Below are 23,269 nucleotides of genomic sequence, written 5' to 3'. Positions count from 1 at the left end.
CGCTCGTTCTCTAGTCCAGCGTAGAGCGCGAGTTGCCGATCAGATCGATGAAATCTGATCGGATCGCACTCTAAGAGTTCCGGTTGCGGCTCGTTCCGTCGCCCCTTGGGCTGCGGCCGGTTCGGTGGCGCGGGGAGTCCGAAAGGGTTCCCCGCGTCATCTTTTTCGGGGGCAGGCCGGCGCCGGCGCCGGCGGATGCACAGGACTTCGGCGGTATCCCCGGCGGACGTACAGATAGGCGCGAGGCTCGAAATGACGTACATGGAGACGAATTCGAATCCCACCGCCGCCTCCGATTCCGCGCGGGGCAACGATGGCCCGGTCATCGACCTCGCGGAATTCCGGAGGGCCGCCCGAAAGAGCGCCGAAGAGTCCCCCATGCGCCTGCTCATCGTCGAGGACGACCGTGACGCCGCCGATTATCTGCGCAAGGCGTTCCGCGAGACCGGCCACGTCGTGGACGTGGCCTCCGACGGCGAAGAGGGCCTCGCCCTGGCCCGCGACGGCGGCTACGACGTGCTGGTCGTCGACCGCATGCTGCCGCGCCGCGACGGCCTCTCCGTGATCGCCGACCTGCGCGGCCATGGCGACAAGACCCCGGCGCTGATCCTTTCCGCCCTCGGCCAGGTCGACGACCGGGTGACCGGCCTGCGCGCCGGCGGCGACGACTACCTGCCCAAGCCCTATGCCTTCTCCGAGCTGCTGGCCCGGGTCGAGGCGCTGGCGCGCCGCGGTGGCCCGCAGGCGACCGACACCGTCTACCGCGTCGCCGACCTCGAACTCGACCGGCTGGCGCATCGCTGCACCCGCGCCGGGCAGGAGATCGTGCTGCAGCCGCGCGAATTCCGCCTGCTGGAATATCTGCTGCGCCACGCCGGGCAGGTCGTGACCCGCACCATGCTGCTGGAGAATGTGTGGGACTATCATTTCGACCCGCAGACCAACGTGATCGACGTGCACGTCTCGCGGCTGCGCTCGAAGATCGACAAGGGCTTCGATCCGCCGCTGCTCCATACGGTGCGTGGCGCGGGATACATTGTTCGTGACGGCTCTCGGTAAACTCGTCCGCACCACCGCGTTCAAGCTGATCGCGGCCTATCTGTTCGTCTTCGCCATCTTCGCCGGCTCGGTCATCGCCTATCTGGGCTGGCACACGCAGCGCCTGGTGACGCGCCAGGCGGTGGAGGCGATCGAGAACGATTCCCGCTACATGCAGGCGCAGTTCGAGCGCGGCGGCGTCTCCCGCCTCGTGCAGGTGGTGAACCGCCGGGCGCGGGCGCCGGATGCCGGGCTGCTGCTCGTCACCAGCTTCAGCGGCGACCCGCTCGCCGGCAACGTGCTCAACCTGCCGCTGAACTTCCTCGACAAGCAGGGCTGGCGGGAGATCGATTATCTGCGCTCGGAGGATGCCTCCGCGACGCCCAGCCGGGCGCTGGTGCATGTGATCTTCCTGCCCGGCGAGTTCAGGCTGCTGATCGGCCGCGACGTCGTCGAGCGCGAGGAGCTGCGCAAGATCATCATCGGGCCGGCCGTGTGGGGGCTGGCGCTGCTGGTCGTGCTCGGCATGGCGGGCGGGCTGTTCGTCACCCGCCGGGTGCTCAAGCGCATCGACCAGATGACGGCGATCTCCGACGGCATCATGGCCGGCGACCTGTCGGGCCGCCTCGCCGTGGCCGGCACGGGCGACGAGTTCGACCGCCTCGCGCTCAGCCTCAACGCCATGCTGGACCGCATCGAGGCGCTGATGGCGGGGCTGAAGGAGGTCTCCGACAACATCGCCCATGACCTCAAGACGCCGCTGACCCGGCTGCGCAACCGCGCCGAGGACGCGCTGCGCACGGCGCAGAGCGAGCCGGAATGGCGGGCGGCGACGGAGCAGACCATCGACGAATCCGACGGGCTGATCCGCACCTTCGACGCGCTGCTGATGATCGCCCGCGCCGAGGCCGGGCAGGCGAACGCGGCGATGCGGCGCTTCGACCTCGCCGAGACGGTGGCGAGCGTGGCCGAGCTCTACGAGCCGGTGGCCGACGAGAGCGGGCTCGACATCGTGGCGAACGCGCCCGTGCCGCTGCCGGTGCATGGCGTGCGCGAGCTGCTCGGGCAGGCGCTGTCCAACATGATCGACAACGCGATCAAGTACAGCGCCCCCGCCACCCCCGGCGAGCGGCGCGACATCACGCTCACCGCGACGCGGGACGGCGCGCGCGCCCGCCTGGTGGTGGCCGACCGCGGCCCCGGCATTTCCGAGGCGGACCGGCCGCGCGTGCTGGAGCGCTTCGTGCGGCTGGAGGCGAGCCGCACGCGGCCCGGCTTCGGGCTCGGCCTGTCGCTGGTCGCGGCGGTGGTGCGCCTGCATGGCGGCACGCTCTCGCTGGAGGGCAACGATCCGGGCCTCAGGATCGTTATCGACCTGCCGCTCGACCTCTCCGACGAGGCCGCGCCGGGGTGAACGGCGCGGATGGGAGCATCGGGCGGCGGATCGGCCTAAGGTCCGTACTGAAGGGGGACGAGTCGTAAATGGCGGCACCGCGGGGCGAGGCGAGGAAGACGGACGGGCACAGTCTCGTGGCGCGGCTGCGTCGTGAGCCGGGCTTCCCCGTGCCGGACGGCTTGCCCGCCGCGCTGAAGGATGCGATCGCCGGTGCGCCCAAGGGCGCGCGCACGCGGCTGGAGACGCTGCTCGCCGGCCATGACGAGGCGCGCGCCGTGCTGGCGAGCCTCGTCGAACATTCGCCCTTCCTGAGCGAGCTGATCCGCGTCGATCCCGCCCGCCTGCTGCGGCTGCTGGAGGGCGACCCGGCCGAGACGCTGGCCGGCGCCCGCGCCGCCGCCGTCGCGGCGGTGGAGGCGACGGAGGACGAGGCGGCGGTGATGGCGGCGCTGCGCCGGCTGCGGGCGGAGACCGCGCTCACGGTCGCGCTCGCCGACATCGGTGGCGTGTTCGACCTCACCGTCGTGACCGCCGAGCTGACGGCCAGCGCCGACACCGCCATCGCGGCGGCGGTGGCCTATCTCGTGCGCGAAGGGGTTTCCGCCCGCAAGCTGCGCAAGACCGGCGTCGAGGGACTGGGCTACACCGTGCTCGCCATGGGCAAGCACGGCGCACGCGAGCTGAACTATTCCAGCGACGTCGACCTGATCGTGCTCTACGACCCCGAGACCGCGCCGCTGGCCAAGGATGTCGAGGCGGCGCCGTTCTTCGTGCGGATGACGCAGCGCCTCGTGCGGCTGATCCAGGAGCGCACCGGCGAGGGCTATGTCGCCCGCGTCGACCTGCGCCTGCGGCCCGATCCCGCCTCGACGCCGGTCGCGCTCTCGGTCGAGGCGGCGCTCGACTATTACGAGCGCGAGGGCGCCACCTGGGAGCGCGCCGCCTATATCAAGGCGCGGCCGATCGCCGGCGACCTGGCGCTCGGCCACAGCTTCCTCAAGCACCTCTCCCCCTTCGTCTGGCGGCGGGCGCTCGACTATGCGGCGGTGGCGGACGTGCACGCCATGAAGCAGGACATCCACGCCTTCCGCGGGCACGAGGCGATCGCCGTCGAGGGGCACAATGTGAAGCTCGGGCGCGGCGGCATCCGCGAGATCGAGTTCTTCGCCCAGACCCAGCAGCTCATCGCCGGCGGTCGCGACCCGCGCCTGCGCACCCCGCGCACGCTGGAGGCGCTCGCCGTGCTGGCCGAGACCGGCTGGATCGGCGAGGCCGCGCGGGAGGAGCTCGACGAGGCGTATCATTTCCTGCGCCGGGTCGAGCACCGGCTGCAGATGGTGGCCGACGCGCAGACCCACAGCCTGCCCGAGGACGAGGAGACGCTCGCGGGCTTCGCCCGTTTCATGGGCTATGAGGACCGCGAGGCTTTCGCGCAGGCGCTGATCAAGCGCCTTTCCCGCGTGCAGGACCATTATTCCAAGCTGTTCGAGGATGCCCGGCCGCGCGCGGCGGTGGAGGGGCGGCTGGAATTCCCCGCCGGGAAGGACGACCGCGAGACGCTGGCGACGCTGCACCGGCTCGGCTATGCCGACCCGAAGGTGGCGAGCGCCACCGTGCGCGGCTGGCTCGCCGGCGAGCCGCGCGCGCTGAGGCCGGAAGGCGTGCACGAGGACCTCGAGGCCATCGTGCCGCTGCTCGTCGACGCGCTGGCGCGTGGCGGGGCGCCCGATGCCGGGCTCAACGCCGCCGACCGCTTTTTCCGCGAGATGCCGACCGCCCATCGCCTGCTGCCGGCGCTGCGCCACAATCCCGATCTCGTGCGGCTTCTTGCCACCATCCTCGGCACCGCGCCGAGGCTTGGCGAGATGCTGGCGCACCGGCCCTCGCTGATCGACGCGCTGCTCGATCCGGCCTTCTTCGGCGCGCTGCCGGACGAGCCCGAGCTTGCCGCGCGCCTCGCCGCCGATCTGGAGCAGGCGGAAGACGAGGAGGACCGGCTCGACCGCGCCCGCCGCTTCCGGCAGGAACACCATGTGCTGATCGGCGTGCGCATCCTCTCCGGCACGCTGCCGGCGGCGCGGGCGGGGGAGGCCTTCGCGCGGCTGGCGGATGTCATCATCCGCGCGCTGGAGACCTCGGTCGCGGCGCGGTTCCGCGAGCCGCACGGGACCATCGCCGGTGCCGAGGTGGCGGTGCTGGCCATGGGCAAGCTCGGCGGGCGCGAGATGACCGCCGGCTCCGACCTCGACCTGATCGTGCTGTACGATTTCGACGAGGAGCACCCGGAGAGCGACGGGCCGCGCCCGCTCTACGGCGCGCAGTACTTCGCCCGGCTCACCCAGCGCCTCGTCAGCGCGCTGACCACGCCGACCAACGCCGGCCAGCTCTACGAGGTCGACCTGCGGCTGCGGCCGTCCGGCCGGGCCGGGCCGGTGGCGACCAGCCTGCCGCGCTTCGAGGCCTATCAGGCGGAAGAAGCCTGGACCTGGGAGCACATGGCGCTGACCCGCGCCCGCGTGGTGTTCGCCTCGCCCGCCTTCCGCGCGCGGGTGGAGGCGGCGATCAGCCAGGTACTGGGCCGCGCGCGCGACCCGCGCCGGCTCGCCGCCGACATCGTCGACATGCGCGGCGCCATCGCCGACGAGAAGGGCGACGATGTCCCCTGGGACCTCAAATATGCCCGCGGCGGGCTGATCGATATCGAGTTCATCGCCCAGTATCTCGTGCTCGCCCATGCGGCGCGTGAGCCGCGCATCGTCGACACCTCGACGCTGCGGGTGATCGAGGCGGCGCAGAAGGTCGGGATCATCGACGCGCAGGACGGGCAGGTGCTGGCCGATGCCTGCCGGCTGCTGCACGACCTGACGCAGGTGCTGCGCCTCGCGCTCACCGGGCCGTTCACCCCGGCCGAGGCGAGCCCCGCCCTGCGGCGCCTGCTGGCGCGGGCCGGGGCGATGCCGGATTTCTCGACGCTGGAGGCGCATCTGTTCGAGACCCAGCGCCAGGTGCGGGCGGCCTTCGAGCGGCTGCTGAAGGTCGCTCCGCAGCGCCGGCGCAAGCGCGCGTGAGAGCCCGAACCCCTACGGCGCCGTCATCGCGAGGTGGAGGGCGTCGTCAGGCGAGCCTCTCCGCCACAAGGTCGGCGATGGCGAGGCTGGCGGTGAGGCCGGGTGATTCGATGCCGAAGAGCTGCACCAGCCCCGGCACGCCGTGCATGGCCGGCCCGTCGATGCGGAAATCCGCCGCCGGGGCGCCGCCGGGCACGATCTTCGGCCGGATGCCGGCATAGGCCGGGTTCAGCGCGCCGTCGGGCAGCGCCGGCCAGTAGCGACGGATGGCGGCGTAGAATTTATCGCCGCGCACCGGATCGACCTCGTAATTCGGCGTGTCGATCCATTCGGTGTCCGGCCCGAAGCGGGCCTGTCCGCCGAGGTCGAGCGTCAGATGCACGCCGAGCCCGGCCTGTTCCGGCACGGGGTAGACCAGGCGGGAGAACGGCGCCTTGCCGGACAGGGCGAAATAGGAACCCTTGCAGAACCACGCGCCGGGGATGGCCTCCGCCGGAATGCCTTCGATGGCGCGGGCGAGCGGCACCGCGCCATGGCCGGCGGCATTGACGAAGCTGGTGCAGGAAAGCCGCATCGGCTCGGCGCCGCCGACATCGAGGACGATACCCTGCGCCGTCACCTCGCCGCGCAGGATCGGCGCGTTGAAGGCGATCATGCCGCCGGCATCTTCCAGATCGCCGCGATAGGCGAGCATCAGCGCATGGCTGTCGACGATGCCGGTGGAGGGCGAGAGCAGCGCCGCCTCGGCCTTCAGCGCGGGCTCCAGCGCGCGCGCCTGCGCGCCGGTGAGCGGCGCGAGATCGGTGACGTTGCAGGCGCGGGCATGGGCGTCGATGGCGGCGAGCCTGTCGGTCTCCGCCGGGCTGGTGGCGACGATGAGCTTGCCGCAGCGCCGGTGCGGGAGGCCGCGCCCGGCGCAATAGGCGTAGAGCGCGTCGCGCCCGCTCACGCAGAGCCGGGCCTTCAGCGTGTCCGGGGCGTAGTAGATGCCGGCATGGATGACCTCGCTGTTGCGCGCCGAGGTCTCCGAGCCAACGAGGCCGGTCGCCTCCAGCACCAGCACGTCGCGCCCCTTCAGCGCCAGCGCGCGGGCGATGGCGAGGCCGACCACCCCGGCCCCGGCGACGACGCAGTCGACGGCAGATTCCTCAAGTGCGCTCATGGCTCGATCTTATTCGGCGGGGAGCATCCGGCCAGTGCGATATTGCAGCGCCGGGCGGCCGTTCAGCGGCAGGCGGATGACCACCGTCGTGCCGACGCCCTCGGAGGAGCGGATGCGCATCGAGCCGCCATGCAGCTCGACCAGCGACTTGGCGATGGCGAGGCCGAGGCCCGAGCCCTTGTGGGTCTTGGTGAACTGGCTTTCCACCTGCTCGAACGGCTTGCCGATCTTGGCCAGCGCGCTCTTGGGAATGCCGATGCCGCTGTCCTCGATGACGAGCAGGGCGGCATGGGCCGAGCGGCGGGTGCGCACCGTGATGCGGCCATTCTCCGGCGTGAACTTGATGGCGTTGGAGAGCAGGTTGAGCGCGATCTGCTTGAGGGCGCGCCTGTCGGCCTCGACGCTGACGGCGGCGTCGGCTTCGGCGGCGATGGTGAGCTGCTTCTCGTCGGCACGGACCGACATGACACGGATGGCGTCGGTGACCACCTCGTCGAGCCGGACCGGCTGTAGGTTGAGCTGCACGCGGCCCGCCTCGATGCGCGACATGTCGAGGATGTCGTTGATGACGTCGAGCAGGTAGCGGCCGGAATCGCGGATGTCGCGGCAGTACTCGTTGTACTTGTCGTTGCCGAGCGGGCCGAACAGGCCGCTCTCCATCAGTTCGGAGAAGCCGATGATGGCGTTGAGCGGCGTACGCAGCTCGTGGCTCATATTGGCGAGGAATTCGGACTTGGCGCGGTTGGCGTCCTCGGCCTTGGTCTTCTCGTCGGCGTAGTTCTGCGCCAGCTCGGCGAGCTGGAGGGCCTGCATCTCCAGCGTCTGCTGCGATTTGCGCAGGTCCGCGACAAGGGCCATGAGGCGCTTCTCGCTTTCCATCAGGCGTTCTTCGTGCCGCTTGAGCGCGGTGATGTCGGTGCCGACCGACACATAGCCGCCGTCCTTGGTGCGGCGCTCGGTGACTTTCAGCCAGCGCCCGCCCTCGAGCTGCGCCTCGAAGGCGCGGGCGCCTTCCTCCGGCCGGTCCTCGGGCCGCAGCGGAATGCGCAGCACCGGCTGGCGGGCGAGCGAGGCGATGGTGTCGAACTCGGTGCCGGGGGCGACGTTGGCGTCGCCGATGCCGTAGAGCGACTGGAACTTGGAGTTGCACATCACCAGCCGGCTGGCGCTGTCCCACAGCACGAAGGACTCGGAGATGCTCTCGATGGCGTCGCGCAGGCGCATGTCGGCGGTGGCGGTGCGCTCGGCCAGGCGGCGCTCCTCGGTGACGTCGACGGCGATGCCGACCAGGTGGGGCGGCTCGCCATTGTCCTGCGGCACCACTTCGGCGCGGGCGCGCAGCCATATCCAGTGGCCGTCGGCGTGCTTCATGCGGAACACCCGGTCGATGGTGCGGCCGGGCTTGTCGGCGATCTCGCGGGCGATGTCGTAGAGATTGGTGTCGTCGGGGTGGACGAGGCCGGCCACCTCGCCGAAGGAAATCAGCTCGTCGCGCGGCTCGTGGCCGAGCATCTCGAACATCGATTCCGACCAGAACATGCGGCCCCGGCCCATGTCCCAGTCCCACAGGCCGCAACGCCCGCGCGAGAGCGCGGTGTCGATGCGCGCGCGCACCGTCTCGTAGATGCCGTCCGCCTCGCGGGCGCGGGTCGCCTGCCAGTGGAAGGCGAAGCCGAGGATCAGCAGCACGGCGCCGGTGGTCGAGAGCAGGGTGACGGTGAGGATGGTGTCCGACTGCCAGGTCGCCAGCGCGCCGGAGAGCGGCTGGACCACGACAAGCTGCAGCGTTCCGCTGGGCAGGTTGCGCACCGTGGCGAGGGCCGGCGATCCGTCCGGCATGACGACGTCGAGGACGCCGGCATTCTCGGCGAAGATGGTCAGCGCCTGGGTGTTGGCGAGAAGCTGGCTGATCTGCTCGGAGGCGACGGCGACGTCGCTATTGGTGGCGACCACCTTGCCGCTGGCGTCGACCAGCCCGTAATGACGCCCGTCCTCGGTCGCCCGGGGCGGCAGGCTGGAGCTGAGCAGCGCGCCGGGCTGGGCGGAACCGGCGGCCTGCCGGCCGGCTTCGCTCGAGATCGCCGCCGCGAACAGGGCCAGTTCGTCCTTGGCGTTGGCGACGGCTTCGGTGCGGTAGGCGCGGATCTGAACCACCGCGGCAATGGCGACCGACGCGATGAACGCGATGATCAGCGCCGGCACCGCCTTGCGCATGAAGGGCTCGGCGTCGACCAACCGCTGATAGGCAGGCCGCGCCACTGAGCGTGCAAGCCCTCGCATGGCCTGTACGCGCACGGATGCGCCTGCAGCGTTGGCGCGAGCCATCGCCGGTCTCCCCCGAAGTCCCAATAACCCGTTCCCAGTTCGATAGGAGCGATGTGCCGCATCTCTCCGAATCACTCCGATTTGAATCGATGCGCCCCCTACCTGTCCAGAGTCCCGAGGAGTCAAGTTAACGATTCTGCAACCTTCGGGCGTGATTGCGGTGCCTCGGTGTGTGGCGGCTGCGGACAAAGCGGGTGACGGAAGGCGACAACCGCGTCGCATGGACGCCGCGGGGCGGCCGATGCTATGCGCAATCGCCCGTTTCGGGCGGCAGCTGACGGGAGAAGATCATATGAGCGACATCTGGTTCCGCACCGGCGAGGCGACCGTGCTCGCCGCCGACGGACAGTTCACCGACGCGATGCCGGAAGTCCTGATCGGCTCGGTGCGCGGCCCGGCGGGGCACGCCTTCGCCTCGATGATGGGCCAGGTGCAGGGGCACACCCGCATGTTCGTGGTGCGCGACCTGAACCAGCAGGTGCGCCCGGCGACGATGATGACCACCAAGGCGACCATCCACACGCTGGAATATGTCGACCTGCTCGGCGGCGTGGTGCAGGGCGCCATCGGCGACGCCATCGTCGACGCGCTCAGCGAGGGCATCCTGCCGAAGGACCAGGCGGACGAGCTGTGCATGATCGTGATGGTGTGGCTCGACCCGCGCTGCGCCGAGGATGCGAACCTCGACAAGGCGGACCTGTACCGCACCAATTACGAGGCGATGAAGATCGCGCTGGAGCGCGCCATGACCGGCAAGCCGACGGTCGACGAGCTGATCGCCAACCGCAAGACGGTCAAGCACTACGCGCTGGAAGGCGTGGTCGAGTACTGAGGCGCTAGCGCCGGGCGCGCAGATCCGGCGCCTTGGCGTCCGGCGGCGATGGGCCGATGACGGCTGCTTCCGGCAGCAGTGCCGGGCGCATCGTGCCGTCCATCCCGACCATGAGGGCACGGTTGCGGCCGGCCTCCTTGGCGGCATAGAGCGCGCGGTCGGCGCTGGCGACGAGGCTTGAGATCGACAGCGCCGGCGCGCCTTCCCCGGCGCTGCGGACGGTGACTCCGATGCTGACGGTCACGAAGCCGAACGGGCTGCCGGCATGGGCAACGCGCAGCGCCCGCATGGCGCGCAGCATCTCGATGGCGACGGCGAGCGCGTCCTTCTCGTCGGCGTCCGCCAGGATGACGGCGAATTCCTCGCCGCCATAGCGGGTGACGAGGTCGCCGGCGCTCCGGGTGCAGCCGCGCAGCGTCTCGGCGATGCGGCGCAGGCAGTCGTCGCCCTCGATGTGGCCGTAGAGGTCGTTGTAGGACTTGAAGTCGTCGACATCGATCATCATCAGCGCCAGCGACGGCTTGTGCCGTTCGACCCGGCCGGCCTCGTGCGCCAGCACCGCGTCGAACTTGCGCCGGTTGGGCAGCTGGGTGAGCGGGTCCATTTCGGACAGTTCGGTCAGGCGTCGATTGGCCTCGATCAGTTCGCGCTCCAGCCGTTCGCGCTGGCGAACCGTCGCGGCCAGTTCCTCCTCGATTTCCTTCTGTCGGGTGATGTCGACGCTGGTGGCGAGCAGGCGCAGCGGCTTGCCCTCGGCGTCGTGCTCGACGATGCGGCCGCGGCCGAGAATCCAGCGCCACGAGCCGAACTTGTCGCGTATCCGATAGACCGCCTCGAAGATGTCGCTGCGGCCGTCGAGAACCTGTGCGTAGCGCTGGAGCACCATCGGCCTGTCCTCCGGGTGGACCACGGCCCAGGCGGTATGTTCCTCCTGCGCGGAAACGTCGTCGGCGCCGAAGCCGAGGGCGGTCTTCCAGTGGGCGGAACGACGCACGACGCCCGTGCCGATGTCGAGCTCCCAGATCCACTGGCCGGCGCTCTCCAGGGCGGAGCCGATGCGCCGCTCGCGCCGCGCGAGATCGGTGCGCCGCTGGTGGCGGCGGGTGATGTCGGTGAGCGCGATGGACAGGCTCGCGGGCCGACCCTCGGGATCGAGCAAGGCGCGCGCGGAGGCGAGATAGGTGCGGCCGGTACCGGGCTCGGTCAGCTCCTGCTCGGAGGTCGGCCGGCCGGCGGCCGCCCGCGCGAACCACAGCCGCACGAGCGCCGCGGCGCCGGGAAGAAACTGCTCGATGGATCTGCCGATGACGTCCCGCGGCGACTGGCCGAGCAGTTCGGCCATCTGGGCATTCACCGCGAGCAGGCCGAAATCCCGGCCTATCACGCACAGTGCGACCGGGGCGTCGGCGAAGGCCGCCTCCGGCTGCACTCTGACCGCGTCACCCGACGCGAACGCGTGACTGCTCATGAACCGGAATCCCTTTAATGCAGGGCACTCTAGCGCCGATCCGCATCGTTCGGAATGCCTGACATTTCATTTATTATACAGCCGTCCAATGCGGCCTCGGGACCGGACCGGGGTTTCTAGTCGAGCGAGCGCGAGACGATGTCGGAGACGTCCGGCGACAGGCCCGGCCGGGCGGCGACGCGGCGCAGGGCACGTTCGGCCGAGGCGCGGCGGACCGGCTCCAGCGACCGCCAGCTCTTGAACGCGGCCAGCAGCCGCGCGGCGAGCTGCGGGTTGCGCCCGTCGATATCGAGCACCGCATCGGCGACGAGATCGTGGCCGGCGCCGTCGGCCCGGTGGAACTGCGTCTGGTTGGCGCCGGCGAAGGTGCCGATGAGCGCACGCACCCGGTTGGGATTGCTCCAGGCGAAGGCGGGGTGCGCGGTGAGCGCGCGCACGCGCTCCAGCGTGCCGGCCTCGGCGATCTGCGCCTGCAGGCCGAGCCATTTGTCGACGACGAGCGGGTCGTCGCGGAAGCGCTCATAGAACGCCGCCAGCGCCTCCTCGCGTGCATCGGGGGCCGCATGGGCGAGCACCGCCAGGGCGAGGAAGCGGTCGGTCATGTTGTCGGCCGCGCGGAAATGCGCGAGCGCCCGGTCGATGGAAGCGGCCGAACCGCCGGCGGCGAGCAGGTCGAGGCAGGCATTGCGCAGGGCGCGGCGGCCGGCCGAGGCCGCGTCCGGCGTGAAGGCGCCGTCGGGCGCGTGGCGCGCATGGATCGCCTCCAGCGCCGGCGCCAGCGCCTGGCTCAGCGCGCGCCGCAGGCCGGTGCGGACGTCATGGATGGCATCGGGATTGACATCCTGGCCGATCTCGCGCGCCACGTCGCTCTCCGAGGGGACGGAGAGCGCCTGCGCGATGAAGGCGGGGTCCAGCGTCGGGTCGTCGAGCGTGGCGCCGAGCGCCTCCACCAGGGCGGCCGGCGGCGGCAGCGCGCGCCCGGCGCGGAGGGCGGCGGTGGCTTCCACGAGATGGGCGAGGGCGATGGTCTGGCCGGCGTCGAAGCGGTTGAACGGATCGCTGTCGTGGCGCGCGAGGAACAGCAGGTCCGCCGTCGACAGGTCGCTGGTCAGCCGGACCGGCGCGGAGAAGCCGCGATTGAGCGAGGCGACCGGCCGCGCGGCGATGTCGCGGAAGACAAAGCTCTGGCGCGGCTGGGTGACGAGCAGCACGCCGCGCTCGGCATTGGTGCCGTCGTCGAGGCGCATCGGCATGTCGGCGCCGTCCGGCCCGACCAGGCCGAGGTTGAGCGGGATCACCATGGGCTGCTTGTCGGACTGGCCGGGCGTCGGCGGCAGCGTCTGGGCGACGTCGAGCCGGAAGGTCCGCGCCGCCTCGTCCCACTGGCCGGTGACGGCCAGATGCGGCGTGCCGGACTGGGCGTACCAGAGCGCGAACTGCGTCAGGTCGACGCCGTTGGCGTCGGCGAAGCAGGCGAGGAAGTCCTCGACGGTGGCGGCGTCGCCATCGTGCCGGTCGAGATAGAGGTCCATGCCGGCGCGGAAGCCTTCCGCACCGAGCAGGGTCTTCAGCATGCGCACGACCTCGGCGCCCTTCTCGTAGACGGTCGCCGTGTAGAAGTTGTTGATCTCGCGATAGGTCGAGGGCCGCACCGGATGCGCCAGCGGGCCGGCATCCTCGGGGAACTGGTGGCTCTTGAGCAGGCGCACGTCGGAAATGCGCTTCACCGGGCGCGAGCGCTGGTCGGAGGAGAATTCCTGGTCGCGGAAGACCGTGAGCCCTTCCTTGAGGCAGAGCTGGAACCAGTCACGGCAGGTGATGCGGTTGCCGGTCCAGTTGTGGAAATATTCGTGGGCGATGATCGCCTCGATGTTCGCGTAGTCGGCGTCGGTCGCCGTCTCGGGGCTGGCGAGGACGTATTTGTCGTTGAAGACGTTGAGCCCCTTGTTCTCCATCGCGCCCATGTTGAAGTCGGCGACGGCGACGATGTTGAAGACGTCGAGGTCGTACTCGCAGCCGAACGCCTCCTCGTCCCAGCGCATGGAGCGCTTGAGCGCGTCCATGGCGTAGCCGGCGCGTTCGGTCTTGCCGGGCTCGACATAGATGCCGAGCTCGACCTTCCTGCCGGTGGCGGTGACGAAGTGGTCGGTGATCCGGTCGAGCTTTCCGCCGACGAGGGCGAAGAGATAGCAGGGCTTGGGCCAGGGATCGTGCCAGATCGCATAGTGGCGGCTGGTGCCCTCCACCTCGCCGCTCTCCACCGGGTTACCGTTGCCGAGCAGGACGGGTGCCTCCTCGCGCTCGGCCTCGATGCGGGTGGTGTAGACGGCGAGTACGTCCGGCCGGTCGGGGAAATAGGTGATGCGGCGGAAGCCCTCGGCCTCGCACTGGGTGCAATAGGTGCCGCTGGAGCGGTAGAGGCCCATCAGCTTGGTGTTGGCGGAGGGGTCGACGACGGTCTCGATCTCCAGCGTCAGCTCCTGCTGGGGCGGCGCGAGGATGGTCAGCGCCGTGGCCGTGGCCACATACGCATTGCCGGCCAGCGGCGCGCCGTCGAGGGCGACGGATTTCAGCGCCAGTTCGTCGCCGTCGAGCACAATGGGCGAGCCCTCGCGCCCCTCCGGGTTCGGCCGCATCGCCAGCCGGGCGAGGATGCGCGTGGCCGTGGGGTGCAGGCGCACATCCAGGTGCACGGTGTCCACGAGCCAGTCCGGCGGCCGGTATTCGCTGAGGCGGACGGGCTGGGGAACGGTATCGCGCGGCATCTGGAACTCCCGGAGGATTCGGCGGGGATAGGTGCAAGAGGTAGGCACTCGCGCGCCCGACCGGAAGCCCCGGTCCGGCGCGGATGTCCGGCGGCGCCGATTGCGCTCAGCGCAGGCGGGTGATCTCGACGCCGGCGTCGCGGAAGATGCCGGCGATGGGCGCGGCCGGCTTGTGAATCTCCACCCGCACCTTCTCGACGCGCGGATAGCGGGTCAGCACCGTCGCCGCGATCGTCTGTGCGAAGGCTTCGAGAATGTGGAAGCGGTGGCCGGAGGAAACCTCGTGGATGATCTCGAACACCTTTTCGTAGCCGACGGTCTCGCCGTAATCGTCGTGCGCGGCGGCGGGGCCGGTGTCGAGCCACCAGTCGATGTCGACGACGAAACGCTGGCCGAGCCGCGCCTCCTCCTCGAACAGTCCGTGTTTGGCGTGCAGTTCCACGCCACGAAGGAAGATGCGGTCGGACATCGGCAGGCGTTCCGGCTTTCGGGTGTGGGATCAGGCGGGCGAGAGGGCGGCGGCGAGCAGGCCGACCGCCACTGCCGGCGCGCAATCGGCCGCCTGGCGGGCGAGAGCGGGATCGTCGGTCAGCACGTCGGCGAGGTCGAGATAGGCGAGATTGCGCCGGTCGGCGAGGCGGGCGGCGATGAAGCGGCCGACGCCGGCGCCGACGATGAGGTCCGGTTCGACCTCGAGGCCGGAGGCGACGCAGTCGAGCGCGCTCCCGAGGCGGGCCATCTGCGCCTCGGCGAGATGACGCGCCAGCGCCTTCGCCTTGGCCCGCGTCGCCGGGGAGAGATCGTGCCCGACCATGCGCAGCAGGCGGCGGGCGCTCGCCTCCTCGGTCTTGGGGCCGCCATCGGCGCTGGGGTGCAGGTCGGCGCCCTCCGGCAGTTCGCCGGTCAGGCGGTAGATGTCCGCCGTGGTGGCGTAGTGCTCGGCCATCAGCGGCAGCCAGCGGCCGTTGAACGGCGCCTGCGTCGCCAGCGCCATCACCGGGGTGCGGGCGATGCCGGTATAGATCAGCTCGTTATTGGCCAGCCGCTCGGCGTCGGAGAAGCCGCGCGCCGCCACCCGGCCGCTGCCGAAGGGGATGAGGTCGGCGGTGGTCGAGCCGATGTCGAGCAGAATGCCCTCCGGCAGCAGATGCGACAGCACGGCGGCGCTCGCGTACCAGTTCGCTGAGCCGATGGCGTCGGCATGGATCGCAGCGCGGTCGGGCGTCACGAAGCCCTCCGGCCCGGCGAACAGGGCGAGCGGCGCGCCGCCCAGTTCCCGCATCAGCAGCGCCGAGGTGGCGATGACACCGGAACGGCGGTCGGGCCAGAGGTCGGCGCCCTCGGCGGTCATGGTGACGGCGGAAGGCACGTCCGGCTCGAACTCCGCCCGCAGGTCGCGCAGCGCCGCGGCGAGTTGGTCCTCGCCCTTCCACACCGGGCACGGCGCGATGCGCACCGCCTTGAGCCGGCCATCCTGGCCGAAGGCGGCGAGCTTCACATGCGCGCCGCCGACGTCCCATCCGAGACGGGAAATGTTGTTCACGGCAGGACCTCGACGGGAATGGCGGGAGGGAGATGCGGCAGGTCGGGCACGACGCCGTCGCGGATGAGCTCGGCGACGAAGGCGAGCGGGTTGATCCCGAGCGCCCGGCGCAGGCCGGCATAGGAGGTGGTGAGGCGCGGATTGACGTCGATCGCCACCGGGCCCTGCGCCGTGGCGATATAGTCGACGCCGACAATGCCGTGCAGGCCCGGCAACGCCGTGCCGACCTGCCCGGCGAAGGCGCGCAGTTCCTCGCTGACCGGCATGGCGCCGACGGTGACGCCGGAAAAGCGGAAGGCGCCATCGTGCGGCGCCACATGCTGGCGGTTGGCGGTGAGGACATGGGCGCGGCCGCCCTGGCAGAGCAGGGTGAGGCTCAAGGCGGCGCCCTCGACCAGCGGCTGGATCACCAGCCCGGCGGGGTAGGGGGGCTTCGGCCGGCACTGGAAGATGCGCACGTCCATCGCTCCGGCGCCGTCGTCCGGCTTGACCACATAGGGACCGGGCACACCGTCGGGAATGGCATCGAGCCGCCAGGTCGGCACGGTCGGCACGCCGGCCGCCGACAGCGCCTCGGCGGTGCGCAGCTTGCTGGCGCAGAGCGCGAGCGTCGCCTGATCGGGCAGAATGACGCGGCGGTTGCGCGCCCGCAGCCGTTCGGCGAGCCGTTCCAGCATGCCGTCGGTCTCCGGCGCGATCGGCCAGCAGCAATCGGCCTGTTCGGCCATCATGTTCCAGATCGAGGAGGGATCCTCGCCGAGGCGCAGCGCCGTGCTGGTGCCGCGCGGCGGCGGCGACAGGCGCGCGTCATGCGTGGTGATCACCCGGACGCCCGGCAGGTCCTCGAGGTCGGCGATGAGCGTGTCGCGCATCAGCTCGCCTTCGGCTATCAGCGAGCCGGGCAGCTCGCTGTCGAGATAGTCGCCACCAGTGACCGTTTCGCAGACGAAGACCAGCATCATCGATACGCCAGGAAAGGAAGGACGGGGTGGAACTTATACCGGTGATCGACCTTATGGGAGGTGTGGTGGTGCATGCGCGGCGCGGGGCGCGCGACGCCTACCGCCCCATCGAGACGCCGCTGTCGACCAGCGCCGCGCCGCTGGACGTCGCGGACGGGCTGCTGGCGCGCGGCGCCTTCCGCACCCTCTACATCGCCGATCTCGACGCTATCGCCGGCAAAGGCGGGCATGACGAGGTGCTGGCCGGGCTCGCGGCGCGCCACCCCGCTCTGGCGCTCTGGGTCGATGCCGGCGAGGCTTCCCCCGAGGCGCTCGCCCGCCGTGTGGGGCAAGGGCCCGGCCGCCCGGTGATCGGCAGCGAGAGCCTCGCCAGCCGCGACGATGCAGTGGCCGCGCTGGCGGCCGGCGGCGGCTTGCTGTCGCTCGACTACGGCCCGGAGGGGCCGCGCGGGCCTTCGGAACTGCACGCCCGCGCCGGGCTGTGGCCCGATGCGGTGATCGTCATGACGCTGGCGCGCGTCGGCGCCGGCCAGGGTCCCGATGTCGAGCGGCTCGCCGGCATTCTGGCGCGGGCCGACGGGCGGCGGGTCTACGCGGCTGGCGGGGTGCGGGACGTGTCGGACCTTCATCGGCTCGCCGATCTCGGCGTCGCCGGCGTGCTGCTGGCGAGCGCGCTGCATGACGGGCGGCTGTCGCGGGAGGATGTCGCCGCCTTCATGGGCTGAAGCGCGAGGCGCCGAGCGCCGCCGCGAACAGCGTGGCGACAGTGAGGTCGGCGCTGGTGCCGGGGTTGAGCCCGCGCGCCTTCAGCGAGGCGTCGAAGGCGAGCAGCCGCGCGTGGCGGGCGGGCGCCGGGCCGAGGAAATCGATGCCGGCCGCCACCCCGGCCGCTTCCGTCCGAACCTGCTCTGCGGTCTCGGGGCCGAATTTGCGGGCGATGTGGCTGTCGGGAAAGGCCGCCATGAAGGCGAGGTGCACTGCCTCCGTCCGCGCCTGCGGATCGGCGCTGCAGAGCGCGGCGAAGCGGGCGAGGCCGACGTCGAACAGGTCGGCGAAGCCGCCGGCATATTGCCGGGCGATGCGGTCGCGTTCCGCCGCCAGGGCCATCGCCTCGACGAGGCCGATGCGGGCGGGGGCGCCGACGTCGTGCGTCTCGTGCCGGCCGAGGCCGCCGGGACTGGCGGCGGCGATGGCGCGGAATGCCGCCTCGGCGTCGGCGAGGTCGAGGCTGTCCAGCACGCCCTGCAGGTTGGGCCTGAGCGGGCCGGGCCGTTCGGCGGCGGCGGCCAGCGGGGCGCAGAGCAGCACGATGCCGAGATTGGTGTTGAGCCCGGTCGCCCTGAGCGAGGCGCCGACCGCCGTCTCGATGCGGGTGCCGACCCGCTCGCCCGGTGCCGCGATGAAGGGCGCCGCCGCGTCCGCCGCCCGCTCGAAATGGGCGACCTCCATGCCGTGGCCGGCGCTGAAGCGGTGCACATTGCCCGCTTTCAGCGCGTCCAGCTCGGCGTGGCAGGCGTCGCGGAACGCGGCCTCGATGGCGGCGGCTCTCATATGGCGGGCACGCGCGATAATGTCTCGACGAGGTGGCGGGCGAGCGCGCCGGCGACGTCGATGTCGGCCGTCTTCTGCAGTCCCTTCCAGGCCGGCATGGAGTTGACCTCCAGTACCTGCAGCGTGCCGTTCACGTCCTCGATCAGGTCGACCCCGGCATAGTCGGCGCCGACGGCGGCGGTGGCGCGGATGGCGAGATCGTGGGCGCGCGGGTCGAACGGCGCGGGCGCGCCGACCGCGCCCTGATGGATGTTGGTGATCCAGCTCGGCGAGCGGCGCAGCATGCTCGCCGCGACCTTGTCGCCGATGACGAAGACGCGCCAGTCCTGATAGCTCTCGGCGGCGGGGGCGGCGACGAAGTCCTGCAGATAGTAGATGCCGCCGACCTTCTCCGGGTCGGGCAGCGGCGAGCGGCGCGGGATGCGGCGTATGCCGCGCCCCTGCGCGCCGAACAGCGGCTTCAGCACCATGTCGCCGGGCGCCTCGTCGACCAGCGCCTGCATCGCCGCGCGGTCCTCGCGGACGAAGCTGCGCGGCGTCGGCAGCCCGGCCTTCGCGATGAGGAAGCTGGTCATCGACTTGTCGACGCAGCGCTCGACGGCGCGGGCGTCGTTCATCACCTTCACGCCGAGCTCGCGCAGGGCATGCAGAAGGCCGAGCCGCGCGGTGATCTGCTCGGTCGAGCCCTTGGCGATGAGGCGGACGAAGGCGGCCGCCGGCAGCCTGTCGCCGAGGCCGGGCAGCACGAGGCCGTGCGCCGTCTCGCCGATGGCGAAGCCGCAATCGTTGAGGGACAGCACGAGGACGTCGAGGCCCTCGCGCTCGATCGCCGCCTTGAGGCGGCGCGTGTGCCAATCGGCGTCCTCGGTGAAGATGACGACCGTATCGGAACGTTCCGGACTCATGCGAAGGAACGCTCCAGAATGTCGTCGTGGAAGGCGCCGAAAGTGAAGCTACGGCCGGTCTCCAGCGCCGTCACGGTGACGCGCGCCGGGCTGAACAGCATCGGGTCCATGGCGTAGAAGTCGCCCTTATAGGCGGTGAAGATCTCGGCGAAGGTGCGCCCATGGTCGCGCGAGGAGGAGCTGGGCAGGCCCTCGGCGAGTTCGCGCGCCTCGCTTTCCGGGCCGGTGACGAAGAGCTGCACGTCGCCGCCATAGAGGGTCGCGTCGTTGGTCCGCCCCATCGCCGCGACGAAATCCGGCGCCGGCGGCGGCAGCGGCGAGGAGCCGATACCGTCCACCACCCGGTCGAGCGGGAAGTGCAGGGCGTGCGTCTTGTGCAGCGCCACTTCCAGCACACGGGCGACGATCTGTACCGTGCCGGCGAGGCTGCTGGTCGGCGTCAGAATGAGCGTCAGCCTTTCCGGCGCGATGCCGCACTCCTCGGCGATGCGCGCGACGAGGATGTCCGGCGGGGTGCGGTCGACCTCCAGCACGAGGCAGGCCTGGTCGGCGCTGTCGCGATAGCCGAGCTCCTCGAACAGGGTCTCCTTCCCCCAGAGCGCGCGGGCGGGCCCCGAGCCGAGGGCGAAGAAGTCGCCCTCCGCCAGGCTCCAGCCGGCATACTGGCTGCCGAGGCAGGCGATGACGGGATCGGCGGTGGTCACGGTGACCATGGTGCCCCAGCGCGGGAAGCGTCCGCTGGTGCCGAGGCTCACCGCGCCGAGGCCGCCGAGGCAGATTTCGGCGATGCGCCGGCCGGCCTCAAGACCGCCGCGCGCATGGATGCCGGCATCGACGATGCGTGCGCCGCAGGGGCTGCGGCTCACGCCGAGCCGCAGGATGGTGGCCTTGTCGACCAGGTCCTCGACAAGGGGGGCCGCGAGCGCCGAGACGCTCGGACGCAGATTGTTCAGATTGATGTCGCCCATAGGGAATTACTCCGCAGCCTTGCGGCTCGCCGCGCTCAGCTCGCGCCAAAGATGATCCATGCGCCGCGAAAGATCTTCGCGGGCTTCGGTGATGTCGTGCCCGGTCGCGAACACCGTGCAGACGGGCTCGCCCGCCTCGATGCGCGTGCCGGGGGGTGGACGGTCGGCCACCCAGTCGGGAAGCGCGCCGCGCCGCATCTCGAAGGCGGCAGGCGCGTAAAGAATGCCGGCGGCGCGTGTGTCGATGCCGTCGGGCGTGAGGACGTCAAGCTCCGGGAGCTGTCCCGCGCAGCCGTCGATGTGCAGCCGCAGAAGCGGCGGCAGCGGCGGCCGGTCGAAGAGGTCGAGCGTCGCGCCCGGGCGGGGGTTGATTTCGAGCAGGCTCCAGCCGCCCGGTGTGACGACCAGATCGGCGCTGGCGAGGCCGACGAGCCCGACCGTGCCGACGATGCGCTGGAGGGCGCGGTCCACCGCCCGCCCGATGGCGTCCTCCAGCCCGATCGGGCCGACTGCGCCGCCGTAACGGAACGGCGCGTCCGGGCTCGGGGCGCACCACTGCTCGGAGAAGGCCAGCAGCCGCGCCGCCCGCCCATCACCGAGGAAGAGGGCGGAGACGGTGCGCCCTTCCACATATTCCTGCAGATACCAGCCCTTGCCGCGCGCCTGCGCTGCAGGGCGCACATGCCAGCCGCCGGAGCCGCCGATGCATTTCTCCAGCGTCCGGGTGCCCGCCGGCGCGGCGTCGGGAAAGATCCGCGGATGCGGGATGCCGAGATCGTTGAGCAGCCGGTCGAAGAGCATCGGCTCCTTGAGCCAGGCGAGGGCGTCTTGCCCGTTGCCCACCAGCCGGAAGCGTCCCGCCAGCTTCTCGACCAGCTCGGGCGCATGCTCGAAGCCGGTGCCGAGCACGACTGGAAGAGCCGGCCCGGCATGGATGGCCAGCTGTTCGAAGAGGTCGTCCGGATCGATGGTGAAGCCGCCGAGGCGGCGCAGCGGAATGGCTGCGACCGCGAGATCGCGCGTGTCCTCGTCCCCGAACAGGTCGAGGACGAGGGCGCGCAGGCCGGCGCGGCGGGCGGCGGCTGCCAACCCCCGCGCGGCGATGCCAACGATGACGACATCGGCCTCTTCCCTAGGCCGTGAGTGATCGTGCGAGGAGGAAGGCATCTTCGAATCCGATCGTCAGCGCCGACGGCGTAACGCGCATTCGCTTCAACAGCTCATGCTGCACGCGATATTTGAGATGGCCAATGGTCAGTGCGCCGATGCCGAGCGCGCCATTCACAAGAGGTTTGCCGTCGGCATGGGCGTCGATGCCGGCGATGCCCGAGGGCGGCACCGCGTTGACGTCGGCGGCGACCTTGAGGTGCTTCGCGCCGGCGAGCGCCTCGGCAGAGAGGATCTCGACGCCGGCGCGGCCGCAGGCGAGCACCACCTCGACATCCGCCAGCAGGGCACGCTTGTCCTCGTCGCTCTTGCCGCTGGCGCTGGCGAGGTCGACGCCGAAACGCTGCTTGAAGTCGCGCGCCTTGACTTCGACCGCCTCGATGTCGCGGTGGCTGACCAGCGTCACCTCGGCGCCGGCCTGCGCGGCGATCACGCCGGCAATGCCGCCGACCACGCCGGTCGCGCCATAGACCTGAACCTTCACGCCCTTGAGCCCCTCGGGGCGGGTGGGGCGCAGCTTCAGCTCGACCTCGGCCACCATGGCGGCGGCGGTGGTGAAGGAGCCGGCCGGATCGACGAAGACGGAAATCTCGAAGGGCGGGAACAGCACGCTCTTCGCCTTGTTCGCCATGTCGAGGGCGAGACCCGCATCCTTGCCGCCGATGAACAGGCCGGTGCGCGGCGCGGCGTCGGGGTGGCGCGAGAACATCATGTCCTGCGTCAGGTCGCCGACCTCGTCCAGCGTGACCCCCGAATAGGGGAGGATGGTGGTGTAGCCGGCGTCGACGGCCATGTTGACGTCGAACGGGCTGACGTGGCGAAGCGGCGAAATGATGTGAAGAATCGGGGCGATATCCGCCATTGCGTCCATTCCCTAGGTCAGAATCGGGCCTTGCGGCCTCTCGTGCGGAAGATGGGGGAGCGACGCGGGCGTTACGCCAAAACCGCCGCTAGCACTGCTCGACGCAGGCAAGCCACTCGATCCGTGCGCCGGCATTGCTGCCGCGCGCGCAGTCGAAAGCCAGAGCGGGCCGGTCGCCGAAGCGAACGCGGGCCTCGCTGATCAGCTGGTCGGCCTCTTCCGGACTGCCGAGAATGGCAAAACCGGTGGGCCCCCAGGAACTCTGGCCGAGGCCGCGCAATCCGCGAGCCTCCAGCCAATCCATCACCTCGGCGACGGAACTGCTTGTATAGCGGCCACCCTGTGCGCTCGCATAGTGCTCTCCGAGCAGGCGCTGCATTTCGCCGACCGCGGCGGCGAAGTAATCCACATCCTCTTCGGCCAGAGCCGGCAGCGCGACCATCACCGCCAGCCGCGCCATATGGCCGGCGAGGGTGTCGGCGAAGGGCGGCAGCCCTTCCATCGCGCTCACTTCCTCCGGGCCGCTAAGCCCTTGATGACCGTGGTCATATACCAGCAGCAGGCGCCAGTTCTCGGGGAAAGGCAGGCGCGAGAGGATGGGCGGCGGCGCATCCGAGCCGCGCTTCTTGCCGCCGTCGAGGATCACGCCGCCCTCGGTGAAGGCGCCGATGCCGATCGCCGAGCGGGCGCCGCGACCCAAAGCCGCGCCCACGTCGCGGGGAGAGATGTCGAGGCCGTTGACAAGGCAGAGCCCCGTCGCGACGGCAAGGCCGAGCTGGGTTCCCGAGCCGAGGCCGGAATGCGGCGGCAGCGCGGTTTCCACCGTCACCTCGACCGCCTTGTCGAGGCCGAAGCGTGCCGCCGCCTTCTCGACCGCCGCCAGTGCGCGCCCGGCGTCCGGTCCGCTGGCGGAAAGCCGCTCGGCGCGGCGCATGCGCACCACGGTCGAGGGGCGGTCGAGGGTGATGCCGAGGCTGCCGAAGCGCCGGCCCAGCGTGCCGGCAAGATCAAGGAATCCAAGGTGCAGCCGACCCGGCGCGGTGATGCGCACCGTCGCCTTGTCCCGCTCTTCCTTCGCCGTGCTGAATTGCCGTGTTGTGGTGTTCACCAGCGTTTCCTCGTCGGCCATGGTAAGGCGCGGAATGCGGCGCGGACAAGCCGCCCGGCGATATCGGCGTTTGCGGGAAGCGCCGGGCGCGTGCTACCGAATCGGTCAAAGCCGCCCGCGACAGAACGGGCGAACGCCGCCAGGAGGAC

18 protein-coding genes are annotated in these 23,269 nt (G+C 70.8%); 5 read left to right on the top strand and 13 right to left on the bottom strand.

What is annotated here, in order from left to right; all coding sequences use genetic code 11:
* Positions 1-378: 378 nt before the first annotated feature.
* From AC1PZ7_RS18880 to AC1PZ7_RS18870, 3 genes are all read left to right on the top strand, one after another.
* Positions 379-1,059, top strand: a complete 681-nt coding sequence (locus AC1PZ7_RS18880) for a winged helix-turn-helix domain-containing protein (protein ID WP_482356725.1) — start codon at positions 379-381, stop codon at positions 1,057-1,059.
* Entirely contained in the window at positions 1,043-2,452 is a 1,410-nt protein-coding gene (locus AC1PZ7_RS18875; RefSeq protein ID WP_482356724.1) for a sensor histidine kinase, read from the top strand. Before AC1PZ7_RS18880 ends, AC1PZ7_RS18875 begins: the two co-directional genes overlap by 17 nt.
* 68 nt (positions 2,453-2,520) lie before the next feature.
* Entirely contained in the window at positions 2,521-5,502 is a 2,982-nt protein-coding gene (locus AC1PZ7_RS18870) for a bifunctional [glutamine synthetase] adenylyltransferase/[glutamine synthetase]-adenylyl-L-tyrosine phosphorylase (RefSeq protein WP_482356723.1), read from the top strand.
* Between the two features lie 46 nt (positions 5,503-5,548).
* Here the strand turns inward: AC1PZ7_RS18870 and AC1PZ7_RS18865 are convergent, their stop codons facing one another.
* Both AC1PZ7_RS18865 and AC1PZ7_RS18860 read right to left on the bottom strand, forming a co-directional pair.
* On the bottom strand, positions 5,549-6,664 hold the full coding sequence (locus AC1PZ7_RS18865; RefSeq protein ID WP_482356722.1) for an NAD(P)/FAD-dependent oxidoreductase: 1,116 nt from the start codon (positions 6,662-6,664) through the stop codon (positions 5,549-5,551).
* 9 nt (positions 6,665-6,673) lie between these two features.
* Positions 6,674-8,989 carry a PAS domain-containing sensor histidine kinase gene (locus AC1PZ7_RS18860; RefSeq protein WP_482356721.1) on the bottom strand — a complete coding sequence of 772 codons (2,316 nt, stop codon included), beginning with the start codon at positions 8,987-8,989 and terminating at the stop codon, positions 6,674-6,676.
* 292 nt (positions 8,990-9,281) lie between these two features.
* Here AC1PZ7_RS18860 and fae point away from each other — a divergent pair, with 292 nt between their 5' ends.
* Complete coding sequence (gene fae, locus AC1PZ7_RS18855) at positions 9,282-9,821, top strand: formaldehyde-activating enzyme (RefSeq protein WP_482356720.1); 540 nt, start codon at positions 9,282-9,284, stop codon at positions 9,819-9,821.
* A 4-nt stretch (positions 9,822-9,825) separates the two neighbouring features.
* On the opposite strand, the gene AC1PZ7_RS18850 is transcribed toward fae, so the two are convergent.
* The 5 genes from AC1PZ7_RS18850 to AC1PZ7_RS18830 all read right to left on the bottom strand — a co-directional run bounded on the left by AC1PZ7_RS18850 (position 9,826) and on the right by AC1PZ7_RS18830 (position 16,559).
* On the bottom strand, positions 9,826-11,289 hold the full coding sequence (locus AC1PZ7_RS18850; protein WP_482356719.1) for a sensor domain-containing diguanylate cyclase: 1,464 nt from the start codon (positions 11,287-11,289) through the stop codon (positions 9,826-9,828).
* 116 nt (positions 11,290-11,405) lie between these two features.
* Positions 11,406-14,054, bottom strand: a complete 2,649-nt coding sequence (gene pepN, locus AC1PZ7_RS18845) for an aminopeptidase N (protein ID WP_482356718.1) — start codon at positions 14,052-14,054, stop codon at positions 11,406-11,408.
* Positions 14,055-14,160: 106 nt separating this feature from the next.
* Complete coding sequence (folB, locus tag AC1PZ7_RS18840) at positions 14,161-14,523, bottom strand: dihydroneopterin aldolase (protein WP_482356717.1); 363 nt, start codon at positions 14,521-14,523, stop codon at positions 14,161-14,163.
* A gap of 30 nt (positions 14,524-14,553) precedes the next feature.
* Positions 14,554-15,597, bottom strand: a complete 1,044-nt coding sequence (locus AC1PZ7_RS18835) for a hydantoinase/oxoprolinase family protein (RefSeq protein WP_482356716.1) — start codon at positions 15,595-15,597, stop codon at positions 14,554-14,556.
* Entirely contained in the window at positions 15,594-16,559 is a 966-nt protein-coding gene (locus AC1PZ7_RS18830; RefSeq protein ID WP_482356715.1) for an ATP-grasp domain-containing protein, read from the bottom strand. The genes AC1PZ7_RS18835 and AC1PZ7_RS18830 overlap by 4 nt, the downstream gene beginning before the upstream one ends.
* A gap of 26 nt (positions 16,560-16,585) precedes the next feature.
* Between AC1PZ7_RS18830 and AC1PZ7_RS18825 the strand changes: the two genes are divergently transcribed.
* Positions 16,586-17,284, top strand: coding sequence for a HisA/HisF-related TIM barrel protein (locus AC1PZ7_RS18825; RefSeq protein ID WP_482356714.1), 699 nt, complete (start codon positions 16,586-16,588; stop codon positions 17,282-17,284).
* Here the strand turns inward: AC1PZ7_RS18825 and AC1PZ7_RS18820 are convergent.
* From AC1PZ7_RS18820 to AC1PZ7_RS18795, 6 genes are all read right to left on the bottom strand, one after another.
* Positions 17,274-18,110 (bottom strand): triphosphoribosyl-dephospho-CoA synthase, encoded by an 837-nt coding sequence (locus AC1PZ7_RS18820; RefSeq protein ID WP_482356713.1) that lies wholly within the window; start codon positions 18,108-18,110, stop codon positions 17,274-17,276. The genes AC1PZ7_RS18825 and AC1PZ7_RS18820 overlap by 11 nt on opposite strands.
* Entirely contained in the window at positions 18,107-19,015 is a 909-nt protein-coding gene (locus tag AC1PZ7_RS18815; protein ID WP_482356712.1) for a RimK family alpha-L-glutamate ligase, read from the bottom strand. Before AC1PZ7_RS18815 ends, AC1PZ7_RS18820 begins: the two co-directional genes overlap by 4 nt.
* Positions 19,012-19,983: a methenyltetrahydromethanopterin cyclohydrolase gene (gene mch / locus AC1PZ7_RS18810; protein ID WP_482356711.1), complete on the bottom strand. Its 972-nt coding sequence runs from the start codon at positions 19,981-19,983 to the stop codon at positions 19,012-19,014. Before mch ends, AC1PZ7_RS18815 begins: the two co-directional genes overlap by 4 nt.
* A 6-nt stretch (positions 19,984-19,989) precedes the next feature.
* The gene (locus AC1PZ7_RS18805) at positions 19,990-21,150 is read right to left on the bottom strand and encodes an ATP-grasp domain-containing protein (RefSeq protein WP_482356710.1); all 1,161 of its coding nucleotides are present in this window, start codon (positions 21,148-21,150) and stop codon (positions 19,990-19,992) included.
* Positions 21,116-22,012, bottom strand: a complete 897-nt coding sequence (locus AC1PZ7_RS18800) for an NAD(P)-dependent methylenetetrahydromethanopterin dehydrogenase (protein WP_482356709.1) — start codon at positions 22,010-22,012, stop codon at positions 21,116-21,118. The genes AC1PZ7_RS18805 and AC1PZ7_RS18800 overlap by 35 nt, the downstream gene beginning before the upstream one ends.
* A gap of 88 nt (positions 22,013-22,100) precedes the next feature.
* Positions 22,101-23,120: a beta-ribofuranosylaminobenzene 5'-phosphate synthase family protein gene (locus tag AC1PZ7_RS18795; RefSeq protein ID WP_482356708.1), complete on the bottom strand. Its 1,020-nt coding sequence runs from the start codon at positions 23,118-23,120 to the stop codon at positions 22,101-22,103.
* Positions 23,121-23,269: the final 149 nt, after the last annotated feature.

This window comes from Ancylobacter sp. TW_SC_1 (assembly GCF_056836805.1).
This window is presented reverse-complemented; position numbering and strand designations above follow the sequence as displayed.